Origin of the sequence: Deinococcus sp. Arct2-2, from assembly GCF_004801315.1 — a bacterium.
GTDB lineage: Bacteria > Deinococcota > Deinococci > Deinococcales > Deinococcaceae > Deinococcus.
Window position 1 is genome coordinate 15,890 of sequence record NZ_SSNW01000054.1, and the last position, 25,945, is coordinate 41,834.

Annotated in this window: 16 protein-coding genes; 4 read left to right on the forward strand and 12 right to left on the reverse strand. The window is 60.5% G+C overall.

Going from position 1 to position 25,945, the window contains the following annotated elements; genetic code table 11:
* Nucleotides 1–3: 3 nt before the first annotated feature.
* A complete protein-coding gene (locus E7T06_RS18230) occupies nucleotides 4–1,635 on the reverse strand; it encodes an ISL3 family transposase (protein WP_136367188.1) in 1,632 nt (543 codons plus the stop codon).
* Nucleotides 1,636–1,653: 18 nt separating this feature from the next.
* A complete protein-coding gene (locus E7T06_RS21350; RefSeq protein ID WP_168733635.1) occupies nucleotides 1,654–1,818 on the reverse strand; it encodes a hypothetical protein in 165 nt (54 codons plus the stop codon).
* Nucleotides 1,819–2,518: 700 nt separating this feature from the next.
* On the opposite strand from E7T06_RS21350, the gene E7T06_RS18235 reads away from it, so the two are divergent.
* Nucleotides 2,519–3,805 (forward strand): replication initiator protein A, encoded by a 1,287-nt coding sequence (locus E7T06_RS18235; RefSeq protein WP_240741166.1) that lies wholly within the window; start codon nucleotides 2,519–2,521, stop codon nucleotides 3,803–3,805.
* 802 nt (nucleotides 3,806–4,607) lie between these two features.
* On the opposite strand, the gene E7T06_RS18245 is transcribed toward E7T06_RS18235, so the two are convergent.
* Nucleotides 4,608–5,150: a hypothetical protein gene (locus E7T06_RS18245; protein WP_240741167.1), complete on the reverse strand. Its 543-nt coding sequence runs from the start codon at nucleotides 5,148–5,150 to the stop codon at nucleotides 4,608–4,610.
* A gap of 72 nt (nucleotides 5,151–5,222) precedes the next feature.
* On the opposite strand from E7T06_RS18245, the gene E7T06_RS18250 reads away from it, so the two are divergent.
* The 3 genes from E7T06_RS18250 to E7T06_RS18265 all read left to right on the forward strand — a co-directional run bounded on the left by E7T06_RS18250 (nucleotide 5,223) and on the right by E7T06_RS18265 (nucleotide 7,266).
* On the forward strand, nucleotides 5,223–5,459 hold the full coding sequence (locus E7T06_RS18250) for a helix-turn-helix transcriptional regulator (RefSeq protein WP_136367190.1): 237 nt from the start codon (nucleotides 5,223–5,225) through the stop codon (nucleotides 5,457–5,459).
* 657 nt (nucleotides 5,460–6,116) lie between these two features.
* Nucleotides 6,117–6,488, forward strand: coding sequence for a reverse transcriptase N-terminal domain-containing protein (locus E7T06_RS18255; protein ID WP_168733636.1), 372 nt, complete (start codon nucleotides 6,117–6,119; stop codon nucleotides 6,486–6,488).
* A 427-nt stretch (nucleotides 6,489–6,915) separates the two neighbouring features.
* A complete protein-coding gene (locus tag E7T06_RS18265) occupies nucleotides 6,916–7,266 on the forward strand; it encodes a reverse transcriptase domain-containing protein (RefSeq protein WP_136367192.1) in 351 nt (116 codons plus the stop codon).
* On the opposite strand, the gene E7T06_RS18270 is transcribed toward E7T06_RS18265, so the two are convergent.
* From E7T06_RS18270 to E7T06_RS21535, 9 genes are all read right to left on the reverse strand, one after another.
* On the reverse strand, nucleotides 7,263–7,790 hold the full coding sequence (locus E7T06_RS18270) for a transposase (RefSeq protein ID WP_168733637.1): 528 nt from the start codon (nucleotides 7,788–7,790) through the stop codon (nucleotides 7,263–7,265). The two genes, E7T06_RS18265 and E7T06_RS18270, sit on opposite strands and share 4 nt — an antisense overlap.
* A 254-nt stretch (nucleotides 7,791–8,044) precedes the next feature.
* Complete coding sequence (locus E7T06_RS18275; RefSeq protein WP_136367194.1) at nucleotides 8,045–8,320, reverse strand: helix-turn-helix domain-containing protein; 276 nt, start codon at nucleotides 8,318–8,320, stop codon at nucleotides 8,045–8,047.
* A gap of 130 nt (nucleotides 8,321–8,450) precedes the next feature.
* Nucleotides 8,451–11,288, reverse strand: coding sequence for a DUF11 domain-containing protein (locus E7T06_RS18280; protein WP_136367195.1), 2,838 nt, complete (start codon nucleotides 11,286–11,288; stop codon nucleotides 8,451–8,453).
* A 47-nt stretch (nucleotides 11,289–11,335) separates the two neighbouring features.
* Nucleotides 11,336–16,162, reverse strand: coding sequence for a DUF11 domain-containing protein (locus E7T06_RS18285; protein ID WP_136367196.1), 4,827 nt, complete (start codon nucleotides 16,160–16,162; stop codon nucleotides 11,336–11,338).
* 1 nt (nucleotide 16,163) lies between these two features.
* Nucleotides 16,164–18,974 carry a DUF11 domain-containing protein gene (locus E7T06_RS18290; RefSeq protein ID WP_240741169.1) on the reverse strand — a complete coding sequence of 937 codons (2,811 nt, stop codon included), beginning with the start codon at nucleotides 18,972–18,974 and terminating at the stop codon, nucleotides 16,164–16,166.
* Nucleotides 18,975–19,268: 294 nt separating this feature from the next.
* Nucleotides 19,269–21,515 carry a hypothetical protein gene (locus E7T06_RS18295; protein WP_136367197.1) on the reverse strand — a complete coding sequence of 749 codons (2,247 nt, stop codon included), beginning with the start codon at nucleotides 21,513–21,515 and terminating at the stop codon, nucleotides 19,269–19,271.
* A 316-nt stretch (nucleotides 21,516–21,831) separates the two neighbouring features.
* Nucleotides 21,832–24,036 (reverse strand): hypothetical protein, encoded by a 2,205-nt coding sequence (locus tag E7T06_RS18300; RefSeq protein WP_136367198.1) that lies wholly within the window; start codon nucleotides 24,034–24,036, stop codon nucleotides 21,832–21,834.
* 66 nt (nucleotides 24,037–24,102) lie between these two features.
* A complete protein-coding gene (locus tag E7T06_RS18305) occupies nucleotides 24,103–24,618 on the reverse strand; it encodes a DUF11 domain-containing protein (RefSeq protein WP_136367199.1) in 516 nt (171 codons plus the stop codon).
* Between the two features lie 476 nt (nucleotides 24,619–25,094).
* Nucleotides 25,095–25,892 carry a hypothetical protein gene (locus tag E7T06_RS21535; RefSeq protein ID WP_205750978.1) on the reverse strand — a complete coding sequence of 266 codons (798 nt, stop codon included), beginning with the start codon at nucleotides 25,890–25,892 and terminating at the stop codon, nucleotides 25,095–25,097.
* Between the last annotated feature and the right edge of the window lie 53 nt (nucleotides 25,893–25,945).

Below are 25,945 nucleotides of genomic sequence, written 5' to 3' on the forward strand. Positions count from 1 at the left end.
GCATTAGGCCAACAGAATTCGCGCACGGAGTAGATCGAATTTTGCCCGTCCATACATCTGTCTTTTCAGCAGCTTGACCCGTGTGACTTGGCCCTCCACCTGACCATTGCTCCAAGGGGAAGTCATCGCGCCCAAGACCGCTGCGGCATCCTTGTGGATGCCGCTGGCAAAGCGCTGCAATTCCACGACCGTGGAAGTCGACGCCTGATCCAGCCAAGCTGTGAGCTGTGCAGCCGCGTCTGTTGGCTGCGTCCTCAACAGCTGGGCGAACTCTTGAATGAGCCGGTACACCTCCCCACTCGCTTCCACCGATGCATGAAGCAAGCCAAGCCCCTCTCGCGCCGTCCGGCTCAGTTTTTCAGGAATTTGGATGAACCACCACGCGCCCCGTTTGGCGGAGAATTTTTTGCTTGGCTGCAAATTTGTTTCCCCAGCGGCCCGCTGGTGATCCGCGGCAGCCGGGGGGAGGTGACCCTGCCGGAGCCATTCGAGCAGTTCGTAGACATTGCTCCGCCGCCCAGGGTAGCCCTGGGCCACCAGTTCATCGTAGATCTGCTGACCCGTCACCTCGGGCGAATTCATTCGCTCCAGGACGAATCCCACGAAGGGCGTCAGTGCGCCGACACGGGTCGCGCGTTCTGGGAAATGACCCTGTTTGAACCAGTCTTGCAACGTACTGCGGCCCACTCCTGTGAGCCGGGCTGTCGCAGCGACCGTGTAGCCCTGAGCGTGCAGCTCAGCTGCACGCTCATACAGCGCTCGCCGATTCGCGCGACGCTTCACGGCCCGCGAGACTCGGGCCGCACTGGTGGTGGGCTGTGCATCTTGTTGGAAGGGACGGGCCACAGGCGCTGCGAGCGGGACGGGGGGTGGCGTTTTAGGCTGCACGAGGTGTGGCCGCATGCGTTTGAGCCACTGTTCTGCCACGTCCCGAAGATTTTTGACGAGGTGAAAGCGATCGGCAATCTGTTGGGCCTCGGGCGCACCGATCGCCGCCCCGCGTGCGTAGTCACCGTATCCGTCGCGACTGATGATCTCGATCCCAGGGTGTCCTTTCAGCCACTCAGCGAGTGTGTTTGCTTGACGGTCAGGGAGGACATCCACCACCTGATGTCGCTCCAGATCAATGAGAATGGTGCCGTAGGTGCGGCCACGCCGGAAGCAGAAATCGTCCACGCCGAGCACTCGAGGGCAGGGCGGCTCGGGTATCCCCTGGCTGCGGATCAGGCGCAGCAGCGTGTCGGGGCTGGTGGTGGACTGCAGCTGGCCCAACAGCCGGTGCCCGGCTTCCCCACCCAACGCCAGGCCGACCGCCCGTTGCAGCCCAGCTAAGCGAGTCGTGCGCTGGACGCGGGCGTCCAGCCACTCTGGCCAGGTCTCGGCAAAGGTGGCCCGTGGGCAACTCGCATTGACACAGCGAAAACGCCGAACTTGCAGTTCGAGGATCACACTACGGTCGCCGAGGGCCGTGTCCCGTGGTGTCCGGAGGTATCGGCTATGCAGCCGTTGACTGACTTGCCCGCACTGCGGGCAAGGACAAGCCTGCCGTTGATCCTGCAAGTGCAGGATCAGGTGATCCGGAGACTCCAACACATCAACAACCCTGAGGGAGGGCGGAAGCAGGGCGAGTTCCATAGCCCAGTATTCGCGCTTTTACAGCCCCGGTGCACGCGGCTTGCGGGAGAGCCCGAATTCGCTGCTGAAATTGATGCACCAAGTGCGGATGGATTCGCGAGACACCTCAAGGCCTCGATCGAACAGCAGTTCCAAGGCTTCTCGGTAGCTCAGTGCAGAGCGGTGGTAGAGCAGGGGCAGCATGGCCGATGACCGACATCGGGAATCGGTAGCCGGGCAGCTTCTGGTCGGTCAGCACAGTCTCACCTTACGCCAACAACCTTCCAGACCCGCCAGAACTAGCGATACCTTTGCGGGAAAATATAGGGCGAAGGGGGTAGATCTGTCCCCATTTGTCTCGGTGTCGCTAGCGATACCTTTGCGGGATATTTGTAGAATATTTGAAAAAGGTCGTTCTAATGCAGCAATATCCGTATCTGCCCACTAGCGATACCTTTGCGGGGTTTAGGGCCAAACTAGCGATACCTTTACGGGATTCAGGTTTTCGGCCACTAGCGATACCTTTGCGGGATCTAGAGGTTAAGGTCGTGCCAGACAACGATTTAGGCATTTCCTCCCAGAAACTGCCCAATGGCCCCCACTAGCGATACCTTTGTGGGGTTTGCCCTCGAAACTAGCGACACCTTTGCGGGATTTAGGGTCAAATTAGCGATACTTTTGCGGGGAAAAACGGAAATATACTGTGTAGGACGCAGAACGATGACGCCCTTGTTGTTGTTCTTTTGTATCTTTACCTCAGTTAAAACAACAACAGGAGCAGACAGTGGCGAAGAAGTCCAAACCCCAAAATATTCATGATGAACTTAACTTCGCCCGGTTCGGCGTGATCAGCATGCATTCCCGGATCGACCAGAACATCACCAGTTGGAATAGCTAGTTTACGGTGAATACCCGTACCTTCCGAATAGAGGCCATTACCCCTCAGGGCCGCCCACACGGGATTGATACTGACACGCTGGTGGCACTTGAAACCTTGTTCGTGGCGCATGGGTGTCCGGAAGACAACTGGGTTCATACCACTGCTTACGCAGTGCGGGAACTGATGGGCCTGTCCAACAACGGCGAGAATTATCACCGACTTCGCCAGAGCATCCGGCGACTGTATTTTACCAGTGTCATCGTGGGCCGCAAAACGGCCCTGACAGGCAGCCAGCGGGTGGGATGGGACAATGTGGGGGTTCGCTTCTTCGAAGGCCTGCGTTACCGCGACAGTGAGGATGACGGAGAACTGAGTACCCTCGACAGTGAGGCCACCCTCAGTATTCGTTTGGGAGAACAACTGGCTTCCAGCATCCGGGCCGGCATTTCTCAGGTGCTTGACGGTCACTTGCTTCACCAATTAGAGCAGCCACCTGCACGCGCGCTCTACCGCACGCTACAGGCCCACCGCCGACAAGATGACGGCACCCTGCTCACTGAACTCCGGGTGCCTCTGTCACAGTGGAGACAGGCCACGGGCTTGACCACCGACCGCAGCGATCTCGTTCGGCGGGCGTTAGAGGCGGCACATGAAGAGTTGCGGGCCAACAACTACTTGGAGCACGCGTCAATTGAGGGTCGGGGCAAAACTGCGGTGGCCTGTTATGTTTTCGCTGACGTGGCTGCAGCCGATCCAGCGTTGGTGGTGATGCTGCGCCAAGCAGGCGTGACGGTGGCCCGTGCGGCCTCGCTCGCGGGAAGGCATCCCGACCGGGTGGAAGAAGCCCTGCGGTTCTTGGAGCACCGCCGCCAAACAACCAGCGGATCCGTTCGCAATCCAGGGGGCTTGGTAGCCGATTTCTTGGAAAATCCGTCTAAGTACGACCTTCCCCCAGATTTTGTCACTCCAGAAGTCCGGCAAGGTCAGCGGAAAGTGCAGGCTCAACAACAGCGGGCTCAAGCAGAACAAGAAGCCCATTTCAAAACAGAGGCTGAATTTGTGGAGTTGAACGCAGCGCCGCCAGAAGTTCAGTGGGCGGCCCAGCGCGCCACCCTGCAGCTGATCCTCAAGCGGCGTCTCAACGCTGATCAGTGGGCACAGCTGGAAGCGTTGGCGCTTCGGGGCGAGATTCAGGCGGCGGAACTGACGCGCGTGCTGGTGACTGCCACCGCCACGTCTTCTTTGGGCCAACAGGTCGACCAGCTTAGGGGACAGTTGCGCTCACTTGACAGCACGCCACGCCACGGGTGAGTGCGGCAGGCCGGAACACTGCGACGCAGCCTGACCCGGTCAGTGTTCCAGCCTACTGGAGAGAGGCAGTGAGAGGGGACGCTTTGAGGCAACCGGGTTCAACTCTGTTCTCCAGAGGAACCTTTGCCGAACAACAGCATCCAGCACGGCGAAATCACACTGGGAGCAATCCGACTGAAATGGCTGTGACAGTGTACTGCGCCCCGACCCGCGCACATTGCCCGCACTTCTAAAGGTCACCAGACAGACGGCAGGTAGGGCGGCGGCCTGGGAATGCAGACGCTCCTGACCTCTCAAGTGGTGTGCAGCATTTTGCTGGGCTGCAGCCCGTTGAGCCTGCCCATGACGCGTGAAAGGGTGCCGTTGCCTGCAGGCGCGGCGGCGATGGAACCGTACCCCGGACCGCCTGACGGTTTCTCAGCCGCTGCTGACCCGCTGCTAGGCAGGCTGTTACCGCGGCTGGCCGGGACGGCGTCACGGGCATGTGTACGGTGCAGACCGGCACCTGCTGGCCGTTGACATGCTCGCGTCACAGGCGCACAGCTTCAGTCTCCAGAGCGGTGGGCGTGTGCGGCTTAACAGTGAGCAAAGAACGTTGCCGCTGCCCGGGTCCGGTGGGGGAGCGCCCTCTACCGACCCTAACGGGAACGCTTACAGAAACGAACAGAGGGGAGTGCACCGTCTGCTGGCGCAACGCCTGGACGACCCTCCTGCGCCTCAGTCCAGCGTCCTGCCCGTTCCGGCCTTCAAGTGGCCCGCCTGTCTTCCGTTCAGGGGGTAACTACCCCGTCGGGGTCTCGTCTCAGCTTATTCTTCTCAAATTGCATTCCAGTGTGGTGGCGTCGCCTGCATCGATGCTGTAGGCCCGTCCAGCCAACCTGCCATGCTCCCAGCCCACCACCACCAGGACATGAAAATCATCAAAAAGGCCCTGCGAAGCGCCCAGGTGCAGCCAGGTCAAATCGTCCCGCACATCGGGCAGCAAGCTGTCGGGATAGGCGATCCAGTTGCCCCGCCAGTCCACTTGCCCGCTGTGGACTGCGGCGACACAGTCGCTCCAGCCCAACACGTACCGCTCGTCCACGGTTAACACCGACTTCTCTGCGTCGGCGTACCACCACGGAAACCCTGGGGGACTTGCCAGCAAGATCTCCAGAACGCCTTCGCCTTCCTTCATGGAGCCGAACAGCAGTCCACCGCGCATCCGTCCAGGGGCACACAGCTGCTGCCGCAATTGGTGGCGCGCGCCTGATGCAAACTGCAGCTGCTCCGGGAGTGTCAAGTCTTCATTGATTCGTGGGCGGCGGTCTGGCGACACACCTAAAAACCGTTGTCGGGCACGCATAAGTGATCTTACCACAGATAGTGTTCAACACGATGTGCGGTAGACTTCTGGTTTGGGTCTCCGCTCATAGTTGTGGCAGTGTCCCTTGCCCCCCGCCGTGCCCGAGAACGTTTTGCTGCCGCCCTCCTGCGTCTCCGTCAGGAGCGGGGCTGGTCACAAGAAGAACTGGCCGCACAGGCCAAGCTGCACCGTAACTATGTGGGTTCGATTGAACGCGCAGAGCGCAACATTGGCGTCGACAACATGGAAAAGATTGCCGAGGCCTTGGGCGTTTCGCTGAGTGACATGCTGGGCGGCGAGGGAGACTAGGCCGGCCTTGGCCAGATCTCCCTCGCCTAGGGGCCACCTCACCGGAATGCTCCGGGGAAGCCTGCCTCTATGCATTTGCAACCTGAAAGGCTCTAAGAGGAATACTAATCATGGACTCTGTAGTGCCCAGATGCCCCTATCCAAGCGTGCGAAGGAGTCATCCGACGTGTGAAGTCTTGGAGACAATGCTCCGACAGCAGGAAGCCTCAGTTCTGTTGTGGACTAAGGGAAGTTTGGGACGGGTGAGCGAAAGGAACCATCGTTTGTACGGCCCGTTAAGGCGAACTGGCGAATGAGGCTGTTACGCCATCACCAAAACGGTAAGCAGGTACCGATGTGTGGAGTGCAACCACACATCGGTACTCACTACTCCTGTCGGGTCACAGATGGCACCCACTCCCAAGCGTTTGAGTCCTCTCGGGTTAACAGGGTAAGCCCCATGCATCCCACTTCAGTAGTATCTGAACCGCAAGGAAGGGGGACGGTGTAGGTGATTAAGGAATGTGGAGAAAGCGAAGGTCCCGCTGTAATTGTGGGTATAGGGCCGCGTTAGCGGGCTTACCCAGCCTGAAAGGGCGCTGACTTCCAGTTATGGTCTTCCTCGGATTTGAACCTCCTGATCGCACTCACCCAAGGAAAAGTCAGACAATGCTTGTCATGGAACCGACCAAGGGACGACCGCTGAAATGGCAAAACATCAACTGGACTGCCGCCGATGGGGAAGTACGGCGACTTCAGGAAAGAATCTTCCGTGCCGCCCAGCAGGGAGAACATGCGAAGGTCAAAAACCTTCAAACAACAGTTTCCACAAGATTGGGCAAGATGTCTGGGCGGGCAAAAGAGCCGGGTCGGCGCCTGAAAACTGCGGTCAGCACGTCAAAAATGGGTAATCCTGAAAAACGCGCTGTGAGCGCGTTTGAACGCCACCAGTTCGTTATCACCACGCGACGGATACGCTGCGTTCCCCTTCAGGTTTCCACTGCTCTCTATTCCCCTGACTGCGACCCGTGTCCAGCACAGTCAATATGAAATTTGTTGTGCTGACCGTGCTTTTTTCCGTTTTGATCCTGAAATGAGCGTCCTACACGACGCATTTTCTTGACTGAAAACTCTTGTTCAAAAGCTCTTCGTTCGCTCCACTGCTGCGAAGATGCTGGCTACCCGTAAGGCGACCCAGCAGAATCAAGGCAAGCACACTCTGGGGTGGACGGCGGCGGCGTAGACACGCTGGAAGCCCGTGCACAACTCCTTCAGGAAGGTCTGACCCTAAAGGGCTACCGACCCCTGCCCGTCCGAAGGGTCCACATTCCGAAGGCGAACGGGAAAACCCGTCCGCTGGGGATTCCAACCATCAAGGACAGGGTGATGCAGGCCACCTTTGAAACTCGCCCTTGAGCCGGAATGGGAATCTCGTTTTGAGGCCAACTCTTACGGATTCAGACTGGGATGAAGCACGATGGACGCAATCACAGCCATTCATACCACCATGAACCAGAAAGGCAGTAGTCGATGGGTATTGGATGCCGACATCAGCGGGTGTTTTGACACCATCAGTCGTGACACGTTGCTCAGCAGGCTCCCTGTATTTGCGACCGTGATCCGGCACTGGTTGAAAGCGGGTGTGGTGGAAGTTGGCAGAACGTCGGAAAGCCCCTCAGGAACGCCACAGGGCGGCATCATCTCGCCGCTCTTGGCGAATATTGCTCTTGATGGTCTGAAACGGCTGTTTGGAGGGGAAAACGCCAGGGAGAAACCTGTTTCCCCAGCTTTACGAAAGGGACTTAACCGGGGTCTGATGCCAAACTAAAATGAGTCCAGAACATGCTTGATCCAAGGGAAGAGGGTCAGGGATTTGACTTCTTGGGGGACGTGCTGGAGCCGGACACACTCTGCAGCGATCAAGTCTTCGACCTCTTGAAGGGTGTTGAGCGTCTTGTTTGCGATGGGGAGTTTGAGCTTGGTTACCATCGGTTCAGCCGGGGACAGTTCCGGCGTACACGCCGGAAAGGGCAGGAGGAAGAGATTGGGCGGTACTTGGAGTTGCGGGCTGGTGTGCCAGCCCGCTTGGTCGAGCAAGAGGATGAGTTGCTGCTGGTGTGGATCGACGGCCCGGCTGAACTCGTCCATCGCAACTTGCATGAGAGGAATACTGACACTAAGGAGAATCAGAAAGTCGCTCTGTCCCGTCTGGGGTTCGACACAGATGTAGGTGTAGAGCCATTGATATTGACGGCGCTGAGCACTAACGGGACGCTGACCGCGAAGCGCCCACAGGCGCTTCAACACCGGTTTGAGACCGAACCGCCCTGCATCCTGCACCCACAGCCGCACCTGTTTCTCCGGGTACACGGCGCGGGCCGTGCTCAGCGCCGCGTTGACTTTTTGATCCAGATCGTCTGCTCCTCCGGTGTGGCCGCCTGAACATGAGTCGGACGCGGGACTTGCACGGTGAACCCCAGCTTTCTCAAGGAGCCCTAAGCACACACCGACGTCATCTGAACCCCCCAGTGCTCATCCACATAGGCTTGAACTTTCTGGCTCGTCCAGAGTCCACCCGCCGCGGGTGGACTCTGGAGCACTTGAACTCACTGCTCCTGTTGCTCCGCGTTCAGGGCCGGGGCAGATTTGTTCCACCGGCGTTGATCCACCACCGCTGGCCCACCAGCGTTGTAAGCCCGAATCAACGTGCTAATCGTGCTGCGCGAAAAACTCGTGACCTCGTTGAGCTCTGGAATCGTCAGCCCTTTGCTTTTCAGCCACAAGATCTGCCAGCGGGATCGCTCCACCGCTCGCTCGGACGGGCGATAGGACAACTCCAATTCGTTGGACGTCTGATGCGGAAACAACGAGGCGGGTCTCATAGTCGGTAGTCATTTTAATCCCGTATGAGATGTGGTTTACGGTTGCGAGCAGGGATGGTCCGAACTTCGGATCACCCCTGCCCGCAACCTCTCGTAACGCCTATTTAGGCAATGCAACCGTGTGAATAGGTTATCGAATTTGAGTTTGGAAGCAGGTACGGACAGTTTCGCCCGCCAGGAGTGTTCCGAATGTTACCCGTAAGCTAGTGTTGAGGGTGCCTGCATCATCACCGGCGGCTGCCGTGTAGTTCCCAGTCGTCGTCGGGACGTTAGGTGTAGTACGGATCGACTTGATTGCCTTCCCGCTGTAGGCCGCGTCCGTTGTTACCGTATTAACCGCTGTACCCAAGCTATCGAGGGCGTCTGTGACCACATAGTTGGGAAGATTCGCTCCCCCAAGGTTGTGCGCGTCAACACAGTATTCCAGCACTTCTGTGGGTAGGCCGTTGCTGGTGGTGCCGAAGCGGGCCACCCCACCATTGTCCCGGATATCTGCCGTGACATTACGTACGGCTTTGGTTAAGGTGGACAGAACCAACTGAGTGGTGGCGCTGGCGCTATTCCCTGTAGCCGCGTCCGTAGGCGACTCGCCCGCATTGCTGACAGTGCTGGTGGTCGTGAAGCTTGGGGCGGCGGCCGTACCAGGTGCGACTTTAAGGTTGCTCAGCGTAATGGTCTGTGGAGTGCCTACTGTGATGGTGCTGGGCGTGGTACAGGTGATGACCTGGCCGCTGATACTGCAGGTCCAGTTGCCCGGTGTAGCTGCATACGTCCCTGTCCAACTGAGGGCATTCGGTAGCGTCGTCGTGACCGTAGTAGTACCGACCGCATTTGCTGTGGCGGTCGTTACCATCAAGGTGTACGTGACGAACTGATCGCTTGCGGCTACCGGCGGGTTCGTGCTGGCCACCGTGCTGGGCCGCGCGAAAGCGGGTCCACTGATGGTCAAACTCAGGTTGGGGGTAGCGGCCGATACCGTTACAGGGACGGTGGCGGTGTCACAGGCTGTGGTAAACGTGCTGTCACACAGCTGGTAAGTGAGGGTATACGTGCCTGCAGGTGTGCTGGTAGGCACGACCAGTTGGCCGCTGGCATTGACACTCAGGCCAGTCAGTCCACCTGCGTTGCTTACGGTCACCAGGCTATTGCTCGTCGTGGCGGCCACAGCGCCGTTTGTATCGTTAGTCAGGACGGGAACAACGCCGCCCGCGCCAATGGCCAGCGTGACGCTGGGATCATTCACAGCATTGATCACTCGGGTTTGCACTTGGCTGCTGGTGTTGTTGGTGCTGTTGGTTTCGGTAGTGCCGTTCGGAACCGTGAGGCTGGCGGTGTTGTTCAGAACCCCGCTACTGTTAGGGGCCGTGCCTGTGATGAGGTAAGTGAGGAAGTTGCCGTCAGGAACCGCGTTATTCGGGATGGCGTCGACTGACAGCGTACCCGTAGTAATCGTGACACTACTAGCGGTGAAGCTCTGGGTGCCACAGGTGGCCGTGCCCGTGGCTGTGCAGCTGACATCTGTGACAGTGAAGCCAGCGGGCAGAGCGTCACTGACAGGCACGGCACTGGCGGTACTGGTGCCATTGTTCCAGACCCGGACTGTGTACGTCAGGGCGCCGCCCGCACCCACGGCAGCGGGCGCACTCTTATCCACCGCGAGGTCCACTTCACCGCGAATGGTGGCGGGTGCCGGAGGCGTGGTGTAGGTAGCGAGCAGATCCACTGGGGGAAGGGGAGTGCCTCCTGGAAAGGTGTAGCCAGGGTTAGGGCCGGTGCCTGTACTGGTGGCGTACACCGTGTTGTTCACGGGCGAGCCGGACCCGGGCACACTGGCAGTATTCGGATAGGTGACGCGCACTGTGAACTGTACCGTCACGGCTGCCCCCACAGCAAGCGTGTTGATCCCGCTGAGCAGACGAGTGTCCGACGTACCATTGAACGCAGTGTTGGCCGTGGCTATCCCGCTCGTAATGGCCGGCGCTGCGGTGATGGTCAGGGTAGGCGCACCACTGCTAAACGTGCGTGTGAGATCTTCCGTGATCTGCACATTGCGGTCTGGGATAGCGCCCGTGTTGGTGATGGTCACGGTGTAAGGCACATCGAAGACCGTGGGGCTGATGGCCTGCACGGCACCAGCAACTTTACTGCCGCTGATGCGTTCATCCGGGAACACGCAGGAGGCACCGTCGGACTGTGTAGCAGCGCTCGCTGCGGTAAGGCGCGTGAATACGCCTGTGCTCAGATTGATGGTGCCGAACGTTCCACCGTTCTGATAGGCGTACAGCGTACCGCTGATGTCGAAAAATGCTGTACCAATCGCGTTGGTGCCGCTGACGCCTGGCCCACTACCATTTTGGGTCACGGTGCCTGTGGTGGGGTCAATCTTATACACCACACCAGCGGCGGCGGCGCCGTCCGACACAGGAATGTTTGCGGTATACACGCCATACAACTGGTTGGTGACCGGATCAAACGCCATGTCAGCCATCGGCACCGAGGTGGTAAGTGCAATGGCACCCGTCCCACCGAGAGCACCACCCGCACTGGTAGGCAGCTGCACGGTGTAAATCCTGTTGTCTGTCTGCAAGAGTTTGATGTACATGAGGCCGCTGCTATTAACTGTGCCCGCAGCGACCGTACTGGCCGACGGAATATTCGCGAGGGAGGCCACCTCAACTGCACCCGTGGTGCCAAGACGATACAGACGGTACGCTGCTCCGCCTGTGGTGATGGGGTTGACGTTGACTGCATAGAAGTAGCCGTCAGCCTTGTTATACGCCAGAGCGTTGAGCGGCAGACTGGATACCGACACCCACTGCGCTGTCCCCCCACCCCCAAGGTTTCGGCGGTCAAGCAGGAAGAGGTTCGAACCGGTGCTACCGGTAGGTTGCCGGATCTGATAGAAGCGGGCGTCGCAGACATACGTGCTGCCCTGTGCCTGGGCTGCTACCGCGAACAGGAACGCCATGAGGGGTACCAGGCGAACTAGGCGAGCCCAGAGAAGTCGATATCGGTTCACTTTTGTTCTCCAATGGTCTCGTCAAGCGTGAGATCCAGGCGCAGGTAGAGGCCGGATCGGGTATAGGTGGCGCTGGGCAAGCCTTCGAATCCACGGAAGTTGTATCCGGCGGTCAGCCACGTGCCCTGGAGGGGGCGCACGCTGGCTTCTAGGCCGTAGCCGTAAGCCGTGTTGCTGGTGGCGGGCTGCGTAATCATGCGGCCCCACGCGCCCACGCCGAAGCGGTCGGTGATGTAGGCCGTGCCGCCGATCTGGGCCTGCAAGGTAAAGCTGGCGGGATCGTTGAGGAGGGTGCGGGTTTCCAGGCCTGCACGGGCGGCCCAGGTGGGCTGGCGGTATTCGGCGCTCAGGCCGGTGCTGAGTTCGGGCTGCGTGCCGCCCAGGCTGCCCTGCATGTAGCGGGCGTAGCCGAGGCTGTTGAAGGTGCGGTTGCGGTAGGCGTAGCCGAAGCTGGCCCGCAGTCCAGTCTTGTCGGCGGACCATTCGGCCAGCGCGTCGGCAGTCAGGGTCAGGTGGGGAGTGATGGTGCCGGTAATGCCGCCGCGCACGACTACGCCGAACTTGCCGCCGCTGTAGGTCAGGTCGGTGCCGGTGGTGGCGCTCACCCTGTCGCTGCGGTAGTTCACGTCTGCGCCTGCGCCCAGTTGAGCCTCATTTTTGTTCAGGTCGTACAGGGCGCTGCCGCGCAGACCCACGTTCACGCGCTCAGAGAGGGTCAGGGCCGTGCTGACGCCGAAGCGGGCGCGGTTGCCTGCGCCGCTGGCGGTGGGCAGTTCGTAGCCCAGCGCGTAGTTCACGTTGCCGAGTTGAGAATCGAGGGTCAGGGCCGCCGACTGCGTGATGTTGTTGGTGCTGCCCGCGCCCCATGTAATCGCGTCGCTGAGGCCCAAGGTCACTTTGTCGTTGAAGCGGTACTTGGCGGTGATGTTGGTGGTGGCGTCCAAGTTGCCGCTGAGGGGCTGCACATGCACCACGTCGACGTCTACGGGGTTGCGGTGATAGCCGACGCTGCCCACTGCGCCGAGGCCGTAGATATCGCCGAAAGCGTACTTGAAGCCGCCGCCCACCGTAAACGGAGCCACCCGGAATTCCGCGCGTGCACCCACGCTGCCGCCCTCGGTGGTGGGTGTGCGGTGAAATTCGCCGTCGGCAATGGCGTTCAGGTTCGCGCCCAGGCGGGCGTTGTAGTTCGCGCTGGCGTTCAGACCCACACCGAATCCGTTCAGGCCCGCGTAGACGGCATCCTGGTAGCGCACGCGGGCACTGAGGCTGTCGTCGCCCAATTTGGTGGTCATGTCGGCGCTGGCCTGCACGCCGCCCGAATAGGTTAGCAGTGCCCCGGCGTTCAGGGTGCCGTTGTCGTAGCGGCCACCCACGCCGTAGGTCACGCGGTCATCTAGGCTCACGGCGGCGGCGCCCACCGAGTAATTCTCGCCGGTCTGCTTGATCTGTGCCCCGAAAGCCAAGCGGCGGCCATCTTTGGCGTTCAGCAGGCGGTAGCTGGCCAGCACGCGCAGGGTGTTCAGGTCGTTGTCCACGGTGTCCAGTGCGCGGGCCAGCGTAATAATTCCGGTTCGCACGTCCAACACGTAATCCACGTTGCGGGTCAGGGTCACGCGGTTCAGTTCTTTGCGGGTGCCGTCGGTTTGCAGGGTGCGTTCCAGCGTCACCAGCACCAGCGTTTCACTGCCCTCGGCAATGTCGGTGTTGGGAAGACGCAAGATGCGCGTGCCTTCGGGCGTCAGGGGGGTGTCGGTAATGCGGTCACGCGGCACGAGCGCGGCAAACGCGGCCACCGAGGGATTGGTTTTGGTGGAGGCGCTGAGAGCCGTAAACTGCTCGCCCACCGCCAGAATGTCTATGGGCAGCGCGGTGGTGCGGTACTGAGCACGGAAACTGGGGTGATCGTAGGTCAGCGCCACAGGATCGATGCCCTGCAGCGGCACGCTCTCGGTGCTGGCGTCTCCGGCCACCGGGTAGCGGATCAGGGTGTTTTCGTTGGTGGGCAGGCCGTCCTTGTCGGCGGCGGCGTACAGTTTGCCCCCGGCCAGCGGGCCTTCGTAGTAGCCCTTGGCCTGATAGGTCAGGTCGTCCTGGAGGTTCAGGCTGCCGTCCAGTCCCAGCGTGGCGCTGAGCATGCCCACACCCACGCGGCTGGCGTCGGGGCGCACTTCAAAGCTCTGGCGCTGCACCTGGTCGCCGTTCAGCAAGTCCAGCTTCAGGGTGGTCGGAGAAGACTGGGGTTGCAGTTCCAGCACGCCTTCACCGTCGGTCAGGCGTACCTGATAGCCGCTCTCGCTGGGGTTGGCGTCGGGAGTGCGGGGCTCTAGGTTGGTGCGAACCGTCACGCTGCTCAGGGAAGCGAGGTTGCCGAAGGCGTCCAGCGCCCGGAACTTGACGCGCAGAGGCGTGCTGCCATCGGCCAGCATTTGGGTCGCCAGCACCTGAATCTCGGCAGTGCCGCCCACCAGTTGTACCGTGACCGTCTGGCCGTTCATGCTCAGCACGTTGGGGCCAGGTTTCAGGGGCACGCCCACGTAGGTCAGGCGCTGCACACCGCGCACGCCGTCTTGGGTGTTGGTGCCGATGGTAGAGGAGTCGACGGGTTGGCCGTTGACCGTCAGGGTGGGCAGGTCGCCCAGAGGGGCTTCGACAACCACGCTGATGCGGTCGCGGGTGCGGATCAGGCTGCCTGCGAGGGGCAGCTTGATGGCTCCGGCGTTCTCGGCGGTGATGTCGGCAAGGGGCGCGGCCAGCGGGCGAGCGGCGTTCAGGTCAGCAGCGTCGAATTTGCCTTCCAGCAGTTCGCTGCGGTTGCCTGCCAAGCGGCTGAGCAGAGACGGTGCGGCCATGACGCCTAACACGTCGGTATGCGCCAGATCGTACTTGACGACGCCGCGCTGCGCTTTGGCATCGGTGGCCGGAATGACCCAATACAGTGTGCCGCTCGGCCCCACTACGGGGTCGGGAATTGGCTGCTTGTTCAGGCGGCTGCTGCCGGGGGTCACGGTTGCGCCTGCGGGCGGCAGATGTGAAATCACCAATTCGTTCGAGCGTGTGGGCGCGTTGTAGGGCAGGCTGACCACGCTTTCGCGTACTTGGGCCGGGGCGGGCCGAACTTCGGGCACCACGACAATGGGTTCGGGCACAACAGATTCGGGCACGGGAACTGGCGCGGCAGTCAGCAGGCCACCCACAGTTTGCGGGGCGGGGCACGAGGGGCTGTTCAGTTGGGCGTTCAGGGTGGCTTCGCCCGGCGCGTCCACACGGGCGCGGTAGGTCAGCGTGCGGCTTTCGCCTGCGGCCAGCGTGCCTTCAAAGGTAGTGGAATCGAGGGCCACCAGGCCAGCGCTGGGCGTATCGGTCAGGACAAACGGCACGCTTTGGGCGGCAGTATTCTTCACTGCCAGGGTCACGGTCACTTCGTCGCCCACGGTGGCAGCGGCCAGTGGCGTGCGGCTCAGTTGCAGGCTGGTGGCGCTGGGCAGCACGTTCAGCGCTACCGTTTTCCCCTGTTCCCAGAGATTCAGGCGGGCGCTGACGGTCAGGGGTCCAGCGGTGGTGGCGGTGCCCACAACGGTCAATTCGCCGGGCCGCCCCGCATTCAGGGTGCCGTCCAGCGTGTTCGCGCCGCTGATGTCGAGTCTGGGCGTGTCCAGCGTCAGGTTCATGGGCAGGTCGCCTGCAAAAGCGGTGGTGACGCGGGCCGTCACCGTTACGCGGTCACCGACGCAGACCTCGGTCTTGTCGGTTTGCAGGCTCAGGGCCACTTCGGGGCGAATCTGAATCAGGGCTTCGGCGAGGCCGCCTTTGGGGACGCTCAGCTTGCTCTGATCCAGCGTCACGGTGGCTCCGGCGACAGGTGCGGCGGCCAGCCCGTAGTCGCCTACGGGCACGCGGCGGGTCAGGCTGCCGTCTACGCGTTCGGCCTTGCCGTTCAGGGTGAAGTCGGCGCTGGTGGCGGCCGTGCTGCCGGGCAAAATCAGTTCGGCGGTCACGCGCAGTTGTCCGGTCTGATCCACGCGGGTCAAGGTAATCGGGGTGGCGGTTCCGGCACGCAGCAGGCTAAATCCGGCGGTGTTGGAGTACTGCTTGGCCGTTCCCGGCTGACGCAGCTCGATCACGTAGCGTCCGGCGGCTTCGGGGATCTTCAGGTCTGTGTAGGCGAGGTCACCGCTGACCGTCAGGGGCGTGATGTTGCCCTGCTCGTCGCGCAACTGGGCCTCCAGCTCGCTCGCGCCGTCGCCGTCGTACATGCGGACGATGTAAGGCACAGTGCCGTCGGTGGTCATGTTGATGGCCGGAACCCAGTCCTGCGAATGAACATTGACGGTCAGGCGCTCGGCGGTCACGTCGGCGCTGACACCCGTCAGGCGCACGGCGAAGGTGTTCTTGCCGTTGCCTTTGGTTTCCACGTTCAGGCGGTACTGGCCCGCCGTCAGGTCTTGATCCAGCAGGGTCTCCCACGTGTGGGCACCGGGCGTAAAGGTGCGCCGCAGCACCACTTTGCCGCCCGCGTCGGTCACGGTAAAGGTGGTTGCCACTGCCGAACGGTTGGCGTCGTACTGCTCGTCACCGTAGTAGGTGTCGCTGCGGTAGTCGCTCTGGTCTACGCGGGGGCTGTACAGGTCAAGCTTGATGCGGCCCGTGATCGGCACGGAGAGGTTGAGGTTCTGGTCGCCCACCGTCCACATCAGCTTGTCGCCGATGCTGGTGAGGGGAAGGCTGGTGTCTATTTCTTGGGCCTGCGCCACCGAACCCGCTGCCAACAGGGCAGTCAGGGCGGTCAGGGAAGCCAGTGATGATGGTCTTTTGAAATTCACTTCAGTACCTCCAGCTCACGAAAGGATCGGTGGTGGCCGCTCGGTCTTCCCCCGGCCCTTCGAGGCGGTAGGTGAGGTTGGTTTCACCTGCGGTCAGCGTACCGGTCAGGCCATTGCGGCCTTCTTTCAAAACCGCGCCTGCCGGTAAGGGATCAGTCAGAACAAACTCTTCCAGGCTGATAGGTGAGGTGATCTTCAGGTTCACCACGTAGCCGCCCGTGACCGGAATGACCAGTTTCTCGACGCGCACATCGCCCGCGATCAGCAGGGTGCGGCGCAGCACGTTGATGTCGCCGCCCAGGGGGGCCAGCGGGAAATCCACGCTGGTCAGGCCGCGCACATGCACGGTCTGGGTGCCGCTCAGGTCGCCGTCGGCGGGCAGCTTCAGGGGCGGGTAGGGGGTGGTGTTGGGATCGAGGCGGAAGGCCTGCGTGCCGTACTGCACATTAAAGAAGTGGTAGCGGCCATCGGGGTCGGTCAGGGCCAGTCGGCCTCCGGCCATAATCACGCGGGCGCGGTCTACGGGCGTATCAAAGCCTTCTTCATACAGGCCGTTGCGGTTGCGGTCGATGTACACGATGCCCACTACGTCGCCCAGCGGCGCAAACTTCAGCGGATCGAGGCGGGTCACGGCTTCGGCGCGGTTGCTGGCAATAGCGCGGTTGGGGCCGCCTGCGCCGTTGCCTATCACGCTGACCGTATTGATCAGGGTGCCGACGGCCTGCGGGGTGATGCGGGTGGCGTAGGTCAGCACGATTTCGCCGCCTGCAGGAATCACGGTCACCTTCCAGTTCAGGGTGCTGCCCGTGCTGGCCGCGTTGGTCACGGTGGGATCGGGGTAAGCGGCTCCGGCCAGCGTGGTGGTTCCGGCGATGTACTCCAGCCCCACAGCGGGGTTGTCGGTAATGGTAGCGTCCACGATAGCGGTGGTGGGCGACAGGTTGCGAATCCTCAGCGTGTAGGTCAGGCGGTCGCCGTAGGTAGCGACTTTGGCGTTCACTTCTTTGGTAATCACCAGACGCGCACTCCACACCGGAGTCTTCACTTCGTTGCTGGCCACCGGGGCGGGCAACTCACTGCTCACCAGATTGAAGATGTTCTTCAGTTCCTCACCGTCTACAGCGCGGCTAGACACCACCGTATCCATCGTGAGGGTGCGGGTTTCGCCGGGGTGCAGCGTGCCCAGATTCCAAGTGACGGCCTGCGTGCCTGCCGCGCCCGCCACGGTGCCACTGTCAGACGCCTTCACGAAGTCGGTGTGGGCGGGCACCGGATCGCTGATAACTACGTTGGTCAGCGGGCGGGTGTAGGGGTTGCGAACCGACAAGGTGTAGGTGATCTTGTCGCCCGTGGCTACCGTGACATTGGCGGCCACCGAACTGGTTTTGACCAATTCGGGCAGGCCGCCCTCTACGGCTGCGATCAGGTCGCGGGTCTGGTTGCTGGTGCCCCGGTCGCCGTTGACAGTCAGCAGTGCGCCCAGTGCCCCGGCCTGGGTGGGGGTGTAACACACGCGCACAAAGGCGGTCTGCCCCGGATCGAGCACGAGGGGCTGCACCAGGGGACCGCCGCTGGCATTCAGGAACTCGGCTTTGGCCGCGCCCTGCGGGTAAGTGACGGTGACCGTAAAGTTGTCGCGCACATCGCCCGTGTTCTTGACGGTGTGATCGAAGCAGACCACTTGGCCCACGACGGCGAAGGTTTTGCTCTGGCTGTCGGCGGCGGTGCCTTCGGGCGCTTCGGGGTTGCCTTCTGGCCCGATGGCGACAGCGGGCAAGTAACGCACGTCGGCGGTGGCCGTGCCCGTAACAATTGTGCCCCCGGTGATGGCCGTAGCCACGTTGGGAATCATGCGGTTTTCGGCGGTTGGCCCGGCCAGCATCCGGAAGCTGAGGCTCAGGCGAGCGCCCGCCGCCAGCGTCGGCACGCGCACCCGCACGCCACGTACCTGTGCGGGTTCGGTGGCCTGCCAGGTGGTGCCGTCTGCGCTGTAGTCCAGCACCGCGCCAACTGCATTATTACTTACGCTGGCACTGCCTGTCACGAAGGTCAGGCCGAGGGCCAGTTGGTCGGTCAGGATGTCGGTCAGCACGACTTCGCGGCTGTCGCCCTGTCCGCCGTTGACCGTGTTCACCGTGACGGTGCTTTCGGTTCCAGGGCGTACCAGTGCGGGCGAGAAGCTTTTGTCGACGGCCAATTCGGGGGGCGGCCCTACGGTGATGCGGCTCACGTTATCGGCGTCGGTTGCGCCGCCCACGCCACCGCAAGAGCCGATCAGGTTAATGAAGGCTTCTGCACGGGCGCTCTGGTCGGTGCTGACCACGACCAACAGGTTGGCGCTGCCGTCGGCGGGCAAATCCACGCTGCTGACCACTGGCTCGTTGGCGTCCACGCCCCCGTTGTTGTTGAGGTCGTTGTAGACGCCCAGCACAGGTGTAAAGGTGCTCGCCGTTTCTACGCGGCCCACGACCCCCAGTACCGAGGGCGTGTTGCCCGCATTCACGATGGTGTATTTGAAGGTAGTGGTTTCGCCGGGAAGCAGGGTGGCGCTTTGGCCGGGAGCCAGCACCGAGCCGTTGGGCGTAATGCTGACGGCGCACACGGCCTGCACGGTGGTAGACACCAGATTGCTCTGGGCGGTGGTCGGGCCACCCGGCACCAGCGGCTCGAACGATCCGGTAGCAATGTTGGTGATGGTGGTTCCCGCAGGGGTTCCGGCGGCGTTGGCCCACTGGCCGCCCGCGCAGGCACCTAGCGCCAGCAGCGCAGACATCAGTTTCAGGGGGGATGTAGATAAGTAGCTCACGGTCATGGTCTCCTCGGTGGGAAGTGGGGAAGGGAAAAAGTAGCTTAGGGACGGCGAAAGTGGAAGTTTAAAGAAGATCTATGAATTTTTCGGCTTTTAAAAGGGGCCAGAGGAAATGGACGGCAGCTCATCAACGTCATTCAGTGTGCTGGAGCGGTTCTGACATACCTATGACGGCAGAGCTAAAAGGGGGAAGTCTTTAGGTGTACACCCGATAAGGGGATGCGGTGTCAGTAAAAAGGGCGGCAGGTAGAAAAATGGTGCGCCCTAACTGAACAGGGACGCACCAGGGAGAGAGGGTTACTTGACTTTAACGGCGATGTCGAGGCGGATGCTGGCCTTGGCTGGCACGATGTCTGCGGCGGTGATGGTGCTGCTTGCATCGGTGTCTACAGCTACTTCGAGGCTTGTGATGACCGTTCCTGTGGCGGGGGCGGTGGCAGTGAATGTTCCGCCGTTGACCTTGTAGAACACGGTGCCGAAGGAAGTCGTTCCATCTGCCAACAGGGCCGTAGCGGAAGCCGATACGAAGTCGGAGAAGGTGTAGACGTTGGTGGTGCCGGTTGCGTTGCTATCGGTAAGCACAAAGTTCTTCACGATGCTGTTGAAGTTGTTCTTGGCGATGATGGCGTAGCGGATGGTGTCGCCGGGAGCGGCGTTGAGGGTATTGATATCTGTTGCGACGGGGGTAGGTGCAGTTGCGCCCTTGGTCTGGTACTTAGCTACAGCAATGCCGCTGTTGGCGTTACTAGGGCCAGTGGTGGGATCGGTGCTGGTGGTAGGCTTGGTGTTAACAACGGCAACCTTGATCTCGTCGTTGGTGTCCGTAGCGGTATCGCCGCTGTAATTCCCGGTAGCAGTCTGTAAGACCAGAGGCTGGGGGAAGGGGTTGGCGGTAGTGGGGGTCGCAATATTGACTCCTGTAGTAGCAACAGCACCAGCAGGAACGTTGACCACAGCGTAGAAGTCTGCACTCTTGCCGGGGTCGATGGGGCTGGTGACGCCACCGGTGAGAGCCACACCAGTTGCTGTGTAGTACGTGACTGTTGCTGCGGGAAGGTTATTCCCATTGACATCCTTGAAAATTATGTCTGTGGCCGTCAGCGTGTACGTCTCAGCGTAGGTGCCCGTGTTGCGAACGCTCATGGGGAACACGGCGCTGGCGTCGGCAGTGGTGTTGAGCGTGAGGTTGGTTGCTCCGCCCGGGCTAACGGTTTCAGTGGGGGTCAGCGCCGAATTTGGCATCCCCGTAGGAGCAGAGCCAACCGTGTCGCCAAACTGCATGTCGGGCGGGTAGATGGTCAGCGTGCCGGTGTCCAGCGGGTTGGTCGAGGGCACATTGCCGGAGAACACTTGTACAGGAACATCAATTTTAGTAGCAGAGGTATCCGAGTCGGGGTAGGTGACGACGACTTGGAAGGGTACGCTTCCGCCGGGGGCAACAGGGCCGCCGGGCAGGGTGTAGAGGAGTGCAGTTGGGTCAGGTGTCAAGACATTGCCGTCTTTGTCCAGCACTTTGATGATAGTACCAGTGGGCAGACCAGCAGTAGGGATTTTGATCTTCATGACATCAGCTACAAGGCCGCCGTTCTTCACGTCGCCGACGAAGGTGACAATATCGCTTGCGGTGTTAGTGTCGGACTTGGGGTAGGCCGCCTGGTCGCCTGTGGTGGGGTCGGCAGTAATGGTGGTGCCGGGGTTATTAGTCACACCGGTATTAGCAGGAGGCGTGTAGGTATTGGGGTTGGTTACCGTAGGGCCGGTAACGCCAGGAACCGTGCCGCTGACAGGAGGAGTGACAGCAGGGGTGCCGGGGGTGGTATCGGCTGGGGGTTCCAGCGTTACAACTGCGGTGGCAACCGTCACGCGGGTAAACTGCAAGTCGCCCGTCGTGGTGTTGTTGGTCGCTTCAATGTATTGGGTGAAAGCGCCGGAAGAAGGAGCGGTGGGGTAAGCAGTGGTGTCGGTGCTGGCAGGAGCCGTACCTTTAGGGCTGGCCGAGAACTTGTTGGTCGCAGCGGCTCCAGTGATCGTAATGACTTGGATGATGTCTTTCGTACTGTTGGTACCGGTGTCGGCCAGCGTTACGCTGGTGATTTCATTGGCCGGAACGAAGCTAGTCGTACCCGCGGGGTAGTACTTCACGCTCGTAGGTGCATTTTCCGTGCCAGTGGTATCTGCCGCAAGATTGACGACATACCCGTTGATGTTGCTGTTGTTCACAACGCTGTAGTTGGTGGCGGTGTTACTCGTTGCTGCAACGTTAGGAATGTCATAGGTGGGCGTACCGGTAGCAGGAGTCGAGGCCGTGGTGCCGTCGGCTTGACTTCCTTTGTAGATGATGTCAAAGCCGGTAATGGGCGTGACAGTGGTAATAACTTCGTTAGACAGCACGGGGTTGACGACTGCTACGCCGGTCGAGGGATCGGTGAAACTCGCGCTGGCCACGTTCTTGATCTCTGTTCCGGCGGTGGTGCGAGGAGCGGCGGCGGCGGTACAGGCGGCCATAGCTACCATCAGGGCAATCGAACGGGAGTTTACTTTCATGTGGTGCTCCTTGGGTCCTTCGTCGCAGCGTGAATCAAAATTGGGTGGCGGTGAACAACAAGATGGGGAGTCAAATAGCGGCTTAGAGTTGATCCGATCCAGGCACTTCATTCCTGCCACATCTGATACTCACTCTAACTACAGTGTCTCTTACTAGTTCTGACGGTTTTGTCACTCAAGCTGGAAAATTTGGGGGTATCTGGCGGTGTTGCTGGGGGTGTTACCAATTAAGTTGGCAAAATGGCAAGTTACCGGCAAACCAAAACGCAGGAGTAAGAACCGAATGCCAATGGTGACCCCATGTTTGCGGCCCCTTTTACTTGATGGTGGTCGTAAAGTTGACGGTAATGACGCCCGTGCTGGGCATGGTGTCGGCAGCGGTGATCGCGCCGTCGGGTGTGCCCGCGTTGTTGTCTACGCCCACGTCGACCCGCGTAACCGTGGCAGGTGCTGTGGCCGCAGCAAGGGGTTGCCAAGCGGCGCTGTTGAAGCGCACCAGCAGATTGCCTGCAAAATTGGTGCTGGCGGCAACCGACTTATAGGTGGAATAGGTGAACATGTTGGAGGTTGTGCCGGTGTTGGTGCCCGTACCGACGACACCGCCCTGCTCGGTCAGGAAGAAGCCACGAACCTGAGCATTGAAGTTATTCTTGGCCACGATCTGATACTGAATGTCGTTGCCGGGCAGTGCGTTCGAGTTGGCCGAAGTCTGCGTTTTGGCGATCTCAATGCCGCTGGGACCGCTATTGACGACGCTGATGGTCAGGGTGTCATTGTTGTCGCTGCGGGCGATGCCGCTAAAGGTGCCAGCAAGCGCCTGAGAGATGAGCAGCGGAGTGTTGACGCCGTTGGCATTGGTGCTGGCGGCGTTGATGGGCACATTGATCACGGCCACCAATTTCAACTGCACGCCGGGGGCGACTACAGATGTGGTGGTCAGGGCTGGGCCGGTAGGATTGCCGTTGACGTCGGCCAAGTAGTACATCACAGAGATAACTTGGTCGCTGATCACGCCGGTATTCGGATTGATGACCTTGATGGTCACGCTGCCTGCGATGGTGTACGACTCGGGGTAAGCGCCCGTGTTCACGATGCTCATGGGGAATACGGCGCTGCTGTCGGTTTGGGCGGTGCCGGTGCCAGTAGGCGTGCCGGGAACCACGGTTTCATTGGGGAAGTTGGTGGGTGTAGCGGTGCTGCCGTTGGTATCGCCAAAGATCACATTGGGCGGGTTGACGGTAAAGGTGCCGCTGGTGTTAGGTGTCAGGTCGGGGTCGTTGCCCGAATCTACGCCGATGATCACAGGGATGCTGGGGATAGGGGTGGTGCCGCCGTCGGGGTCAGGGTAGGTCACGATGACGCGGAAGGGCACGCTGCCGCCCGGCGCAATGACGCCAAGGGGAAAATTGCCGTTGGCGTCGGGCGTAATCGGGTTGCCGTTGCCGTCCAGAAGAGTCACGATGGTGCCGGGGGGCAGGCCGGTGGGCGGAATGAGCACCACGGCGTCGGGAATCGTGCCGTTGTTGGTCACCTGACTGACGAACGTAACCACATCGGGGGCCGGGTTGGTGTCGGCGGGCGGATAGGCGGTCTGGTCGCCGGTTGCGGGGTCAATCGCAACAATCGTGCCGGGCGTGGTGGCCGGGCCACCGGGTGGGTTGGCGGGCGGCACATACGTGTTGGGGTCGGTCACGGGGCCGCCGGTACCGGGAACAGTACCGGGAACTGGGGGCGTGATGGTGGGCGTGGAAGGATCGGTGTCGGCAGGCGGCACGATATCGACGCTAGGGTTGGCGATTTTGATGTAGGTGTATTGCAGGTCGGTGCTGGGTTCTACGTAGGCCGGGTCGGTGGTGCTGGTGGCCGTGATGTACTGCTGCCCCGTACCCTGAGGACTGACAAAATACTCACTGCCTTTGGGTGCAAGAGTCGGAATCTTGATGCGCTGAATGATGGTGACTTTGCCCTCATCGCCGGGCGTTAAAGGATCATCCACGGGAATGCTGACTGGGCCAGTGAGCTGCGTATCGCCCGGCTCGATCACGCCGTTGCCGTTTAGGTCGAGGTAATACTCAACTGTCGGCAAGGCAGGGCCGGTGAGTGCGATTCCGGTCGCCGTTTTGCCGCTCACGTCGGCCACCAAGCTCACGGGGTTGATGTTGTTGCCCGTGTTCACCAACGTGTACTTGGTGTCCACATTGGTTCCAGCGGTGGTGGGCACCACGTCTTTTTTCATGTAGTCGGCGGGGTAGTAGCCCGCGCCACTGGTGGCCCCAGTCACAGGCGCGACCGGGGTGTTGCCGTCTACGGTGGTGCCCGAAAAGTTCACGTCAAAGCCGGGTTTGGGCAGCACGGTGGTCGTCACGATGTTGGACTGTGAGGTTTTTGGGGTGGTTCCATCGTTGGGGTCGATAAAGCTGGCGGTGGCGATGTTGGAAATGGGCGTGCCTGCGGGGGTTCCGGCAGCGGCAGCGCTTCCAGCGGCTAAGGCCACCACCAGTGAGAGAAGAGGCGACTTCATCGGTACTCCTTGAATTTGTAAGCGAGGGCTAGGTGGTGAAGCGCACTTCAAGTGGGGAGAAACAAATCAGTTGACTTGTACTCGGAAGCCGATCTTCAGTTCTGTGCCTGCATCGATGTGGGGCAACATCCAGCGAACGTTGGTGTACTCGGAAGGCTTAACCTCGACTTCCTTTTTTACGCTCTTGCCGTTCTCCGTTACCATCACAATCTTTTTGAGTGGTGCAGTGGCGTAGGTTTTGCCGCCGTCGATGGAATACTCGGCCTTGGCGTTACTCAGGGCGGTATTCATGACGGTTTCGGCCTTCAGGTAGGTGGTGCCTTTGGGCACGGGCAGGCGCACTGTCACGTTGGTGAGTGCCTTGTTGCCTATGTTGCGGGCGGTCACCATTTGGCTAAGCACGTCGCCGGGGCGCACGTTTTTGGGGTCGGCGGCCAGTTGCTCGGTGGCTTTGCCGTCTACGGTCACGGCACGCACCAGAGCTTGGCTCAAGGTGAGTGTGAGAGGGCTGGCGGCCTGAGCTGAGGCGACGCTGGTGAGCAGTGCGCCGGTCAGCAGCAGTAAGGGGGAATGACTTCTCATAATAGCTCCTTGCATAAACGAGTGTGAAACAGAAAAGCAACCAACCGGTGAAGCAGGTCGGCGCACGAGGGGACCACCTTCATTCACAGTAACGAGAAGCCCATTACATTTAGCTTACATGTGATCCAAAACCCACCCAAATGGGCACACGCTCTCATTTACTTGTTTCCATCTGACACATAGGTGTCGACCAAGTATTACTTTAAAACCAGCAAACGCTTGTATACCTCTGATCAATCGGGCTGTCAAAAACTAGGCTTCACCTTATTGATAAAATTTCACTGACTAAGGTAGCATTTATGGGATAATCTCTCACGCTGCTACATTAGACCTCTTGCGAAAGTCGTGGGCTAAGCCGGCCGCGTGGAGCAAGGCCGTTTGACACGCACGCTGAAGATGAACCGCAAACAGTTTCGTCGCCGCACCGGGGTCTCCCCGGAAACCTTCGCCGAAATGGAAGAGGTACTGACTGAACGCTAAAGATAGAAAAAGAAATCTGGCCGCCCAGCCGCGCTCAGCATGGCTGAACAACTCTTCTTGACGCTGAAATTCTGGCGCGAGTACCGCACTTTCGCACACCTGGGTGAGGACTGAGGCATCCATGAGCATGGCGTGCACCGCACGGTGGAACGCGTGGAAGCGGCTCTGATCGCCAGTGCGCAGTTCCAGATGTCCATCAAGAACGTCTTCCAAGAGGCGCACACGGTGTACAGCATCGTGGTGATTGATGCCTCTGAAGTCCCCTGCGAGCGGCCCAAAAAAACTACAGTGGCAAAATTCAGCTTGTTCCAGTCTGCTTCAAGTTGGGCGAGGCAAATTTGGAGAGTCCGCCGAAACCGCGACTGAAGACGGCGGGTTTCATGATGGCTTTCCAGTTCTTGACGTAGTGTACGCCAACGCGCCACAGTCTTAGGTTGAAGGTCTTGCTGACGGATCACGCTCGTCTTGGTCGCCGCTGCGGCGACCGAGCGAACATGTCCACGAATGACCAAACTCGGCGAAGCCGATTTCTGGCCGCTGACACGACGTTCATACCGCTTGGCCGAGCCAAGATACCGTTCCAGTGCATTGTTCGTTCGGCGCAAACCCGGCACGCGGTAACAGTGGAAAAGCCAGGCCTGCTGAGCCGTCAACACCTTGATGAAGTGCGCCAGCGCACTCGAGACCTCAGGCAGACTCTGTTGCTGACGTTCCACGTGGACGAGAACGCGCTGAAATTGCTGTTGGACGATGTGCGCCTCGTCCTCACCGGGATTTTGGAGAAGTTGTGTCATACGGGATTAAACTGAGTCGCGAATATGAGACCTGCCTCGCTGTTCCCGCATCA

Bases quoted from the DNA above. Each gene is read 5' to 3' on its own strand.
- E7T06_RS18230 (WP_136367188.1), bottom strand. From the start codon at position 1,635: ATGGAACTCGCCCTGCTTCCGCCCTCCCTCAGGGTTGTTGATGTGTTG.
- E7T06_RS18295 (WP_136367197.1), bottom strand. From the start codon at position 21,515: ATGAAAGTAAACTCCCGTTCGATTGCCCTGATGGTAGCTATGGCCGCC.
- E7T06_RS21350 (WP_168733635.1), bottom strand. From the start codon at position 1,818: ATGCTGCCCCTGCTCTACCACCGCTCTGCACTGAGCTACCGAGAAGCC.
- E7T06_RS21535 (WP_205750978.1), bottom strand. From the start codon at position 25,892: ATGACACAACTTCTCCAAAATCCCGGTGAGGACGAGGCGCACATCGTC.
- E7T06_RS18255 (WP_168733636.1), top strand. From the start codon at position 6,117: ATGGAACCGACCAAGGGACGACCGCTGAAATGGCAAAACATCAACTGG.
- E7T06_RS18290 (WP_240741169.1), bottom strand. From the start codon at position 18,974: ATGACCGTGAGCTACTTATCTACATCCCCCCTGAAACTGATGTCTGCG.
- E7T06_RS18305 (WP_136367199.1), bottom strand. From the start codon at position 24,618: ATGAGAAGTCATTCCCCCTTACTGCTGCTGACCGGCGCACTGCTCACC.
- E7T06_RS18245 (WP_240741167.1), bottom strand. From the start codon at position 5,150: ATGCGTGCCCGACAACGGTTTTTAGGTGTGTCGCCAGACCGCCGCCCA.
- E7T06_RS18280 (WP_136367195.1), bottom strand. From the start codon at position 11,288: ATGGCGTTCCTGTTCGCGGTAGCAGCCCAGGCACAGGGCAGCACGTAT.
- E7T06_RS18265 (WP_136367192.1), top strand. From the start codon at position 6,916: ATGGACGCAATCACAGCCATTCATACCACCATGAACCAGAAAGGCAGT.
- E7T06_RS18275 (WP_136367194.1), bottom strand. From the start codon at position 8,320: ATGAGACCCGCCTCGTTGTTTCCGCATCAGACGTCCAACGAATTGGAG.
- E7T06_RS18300 (WP_136367198.1), bottom strand. From the start codon at position 24,036: ATGAAGTCGCCTCTTCTCTCACTGGTGGTGGCCTTAGCCGCTGGAAGC.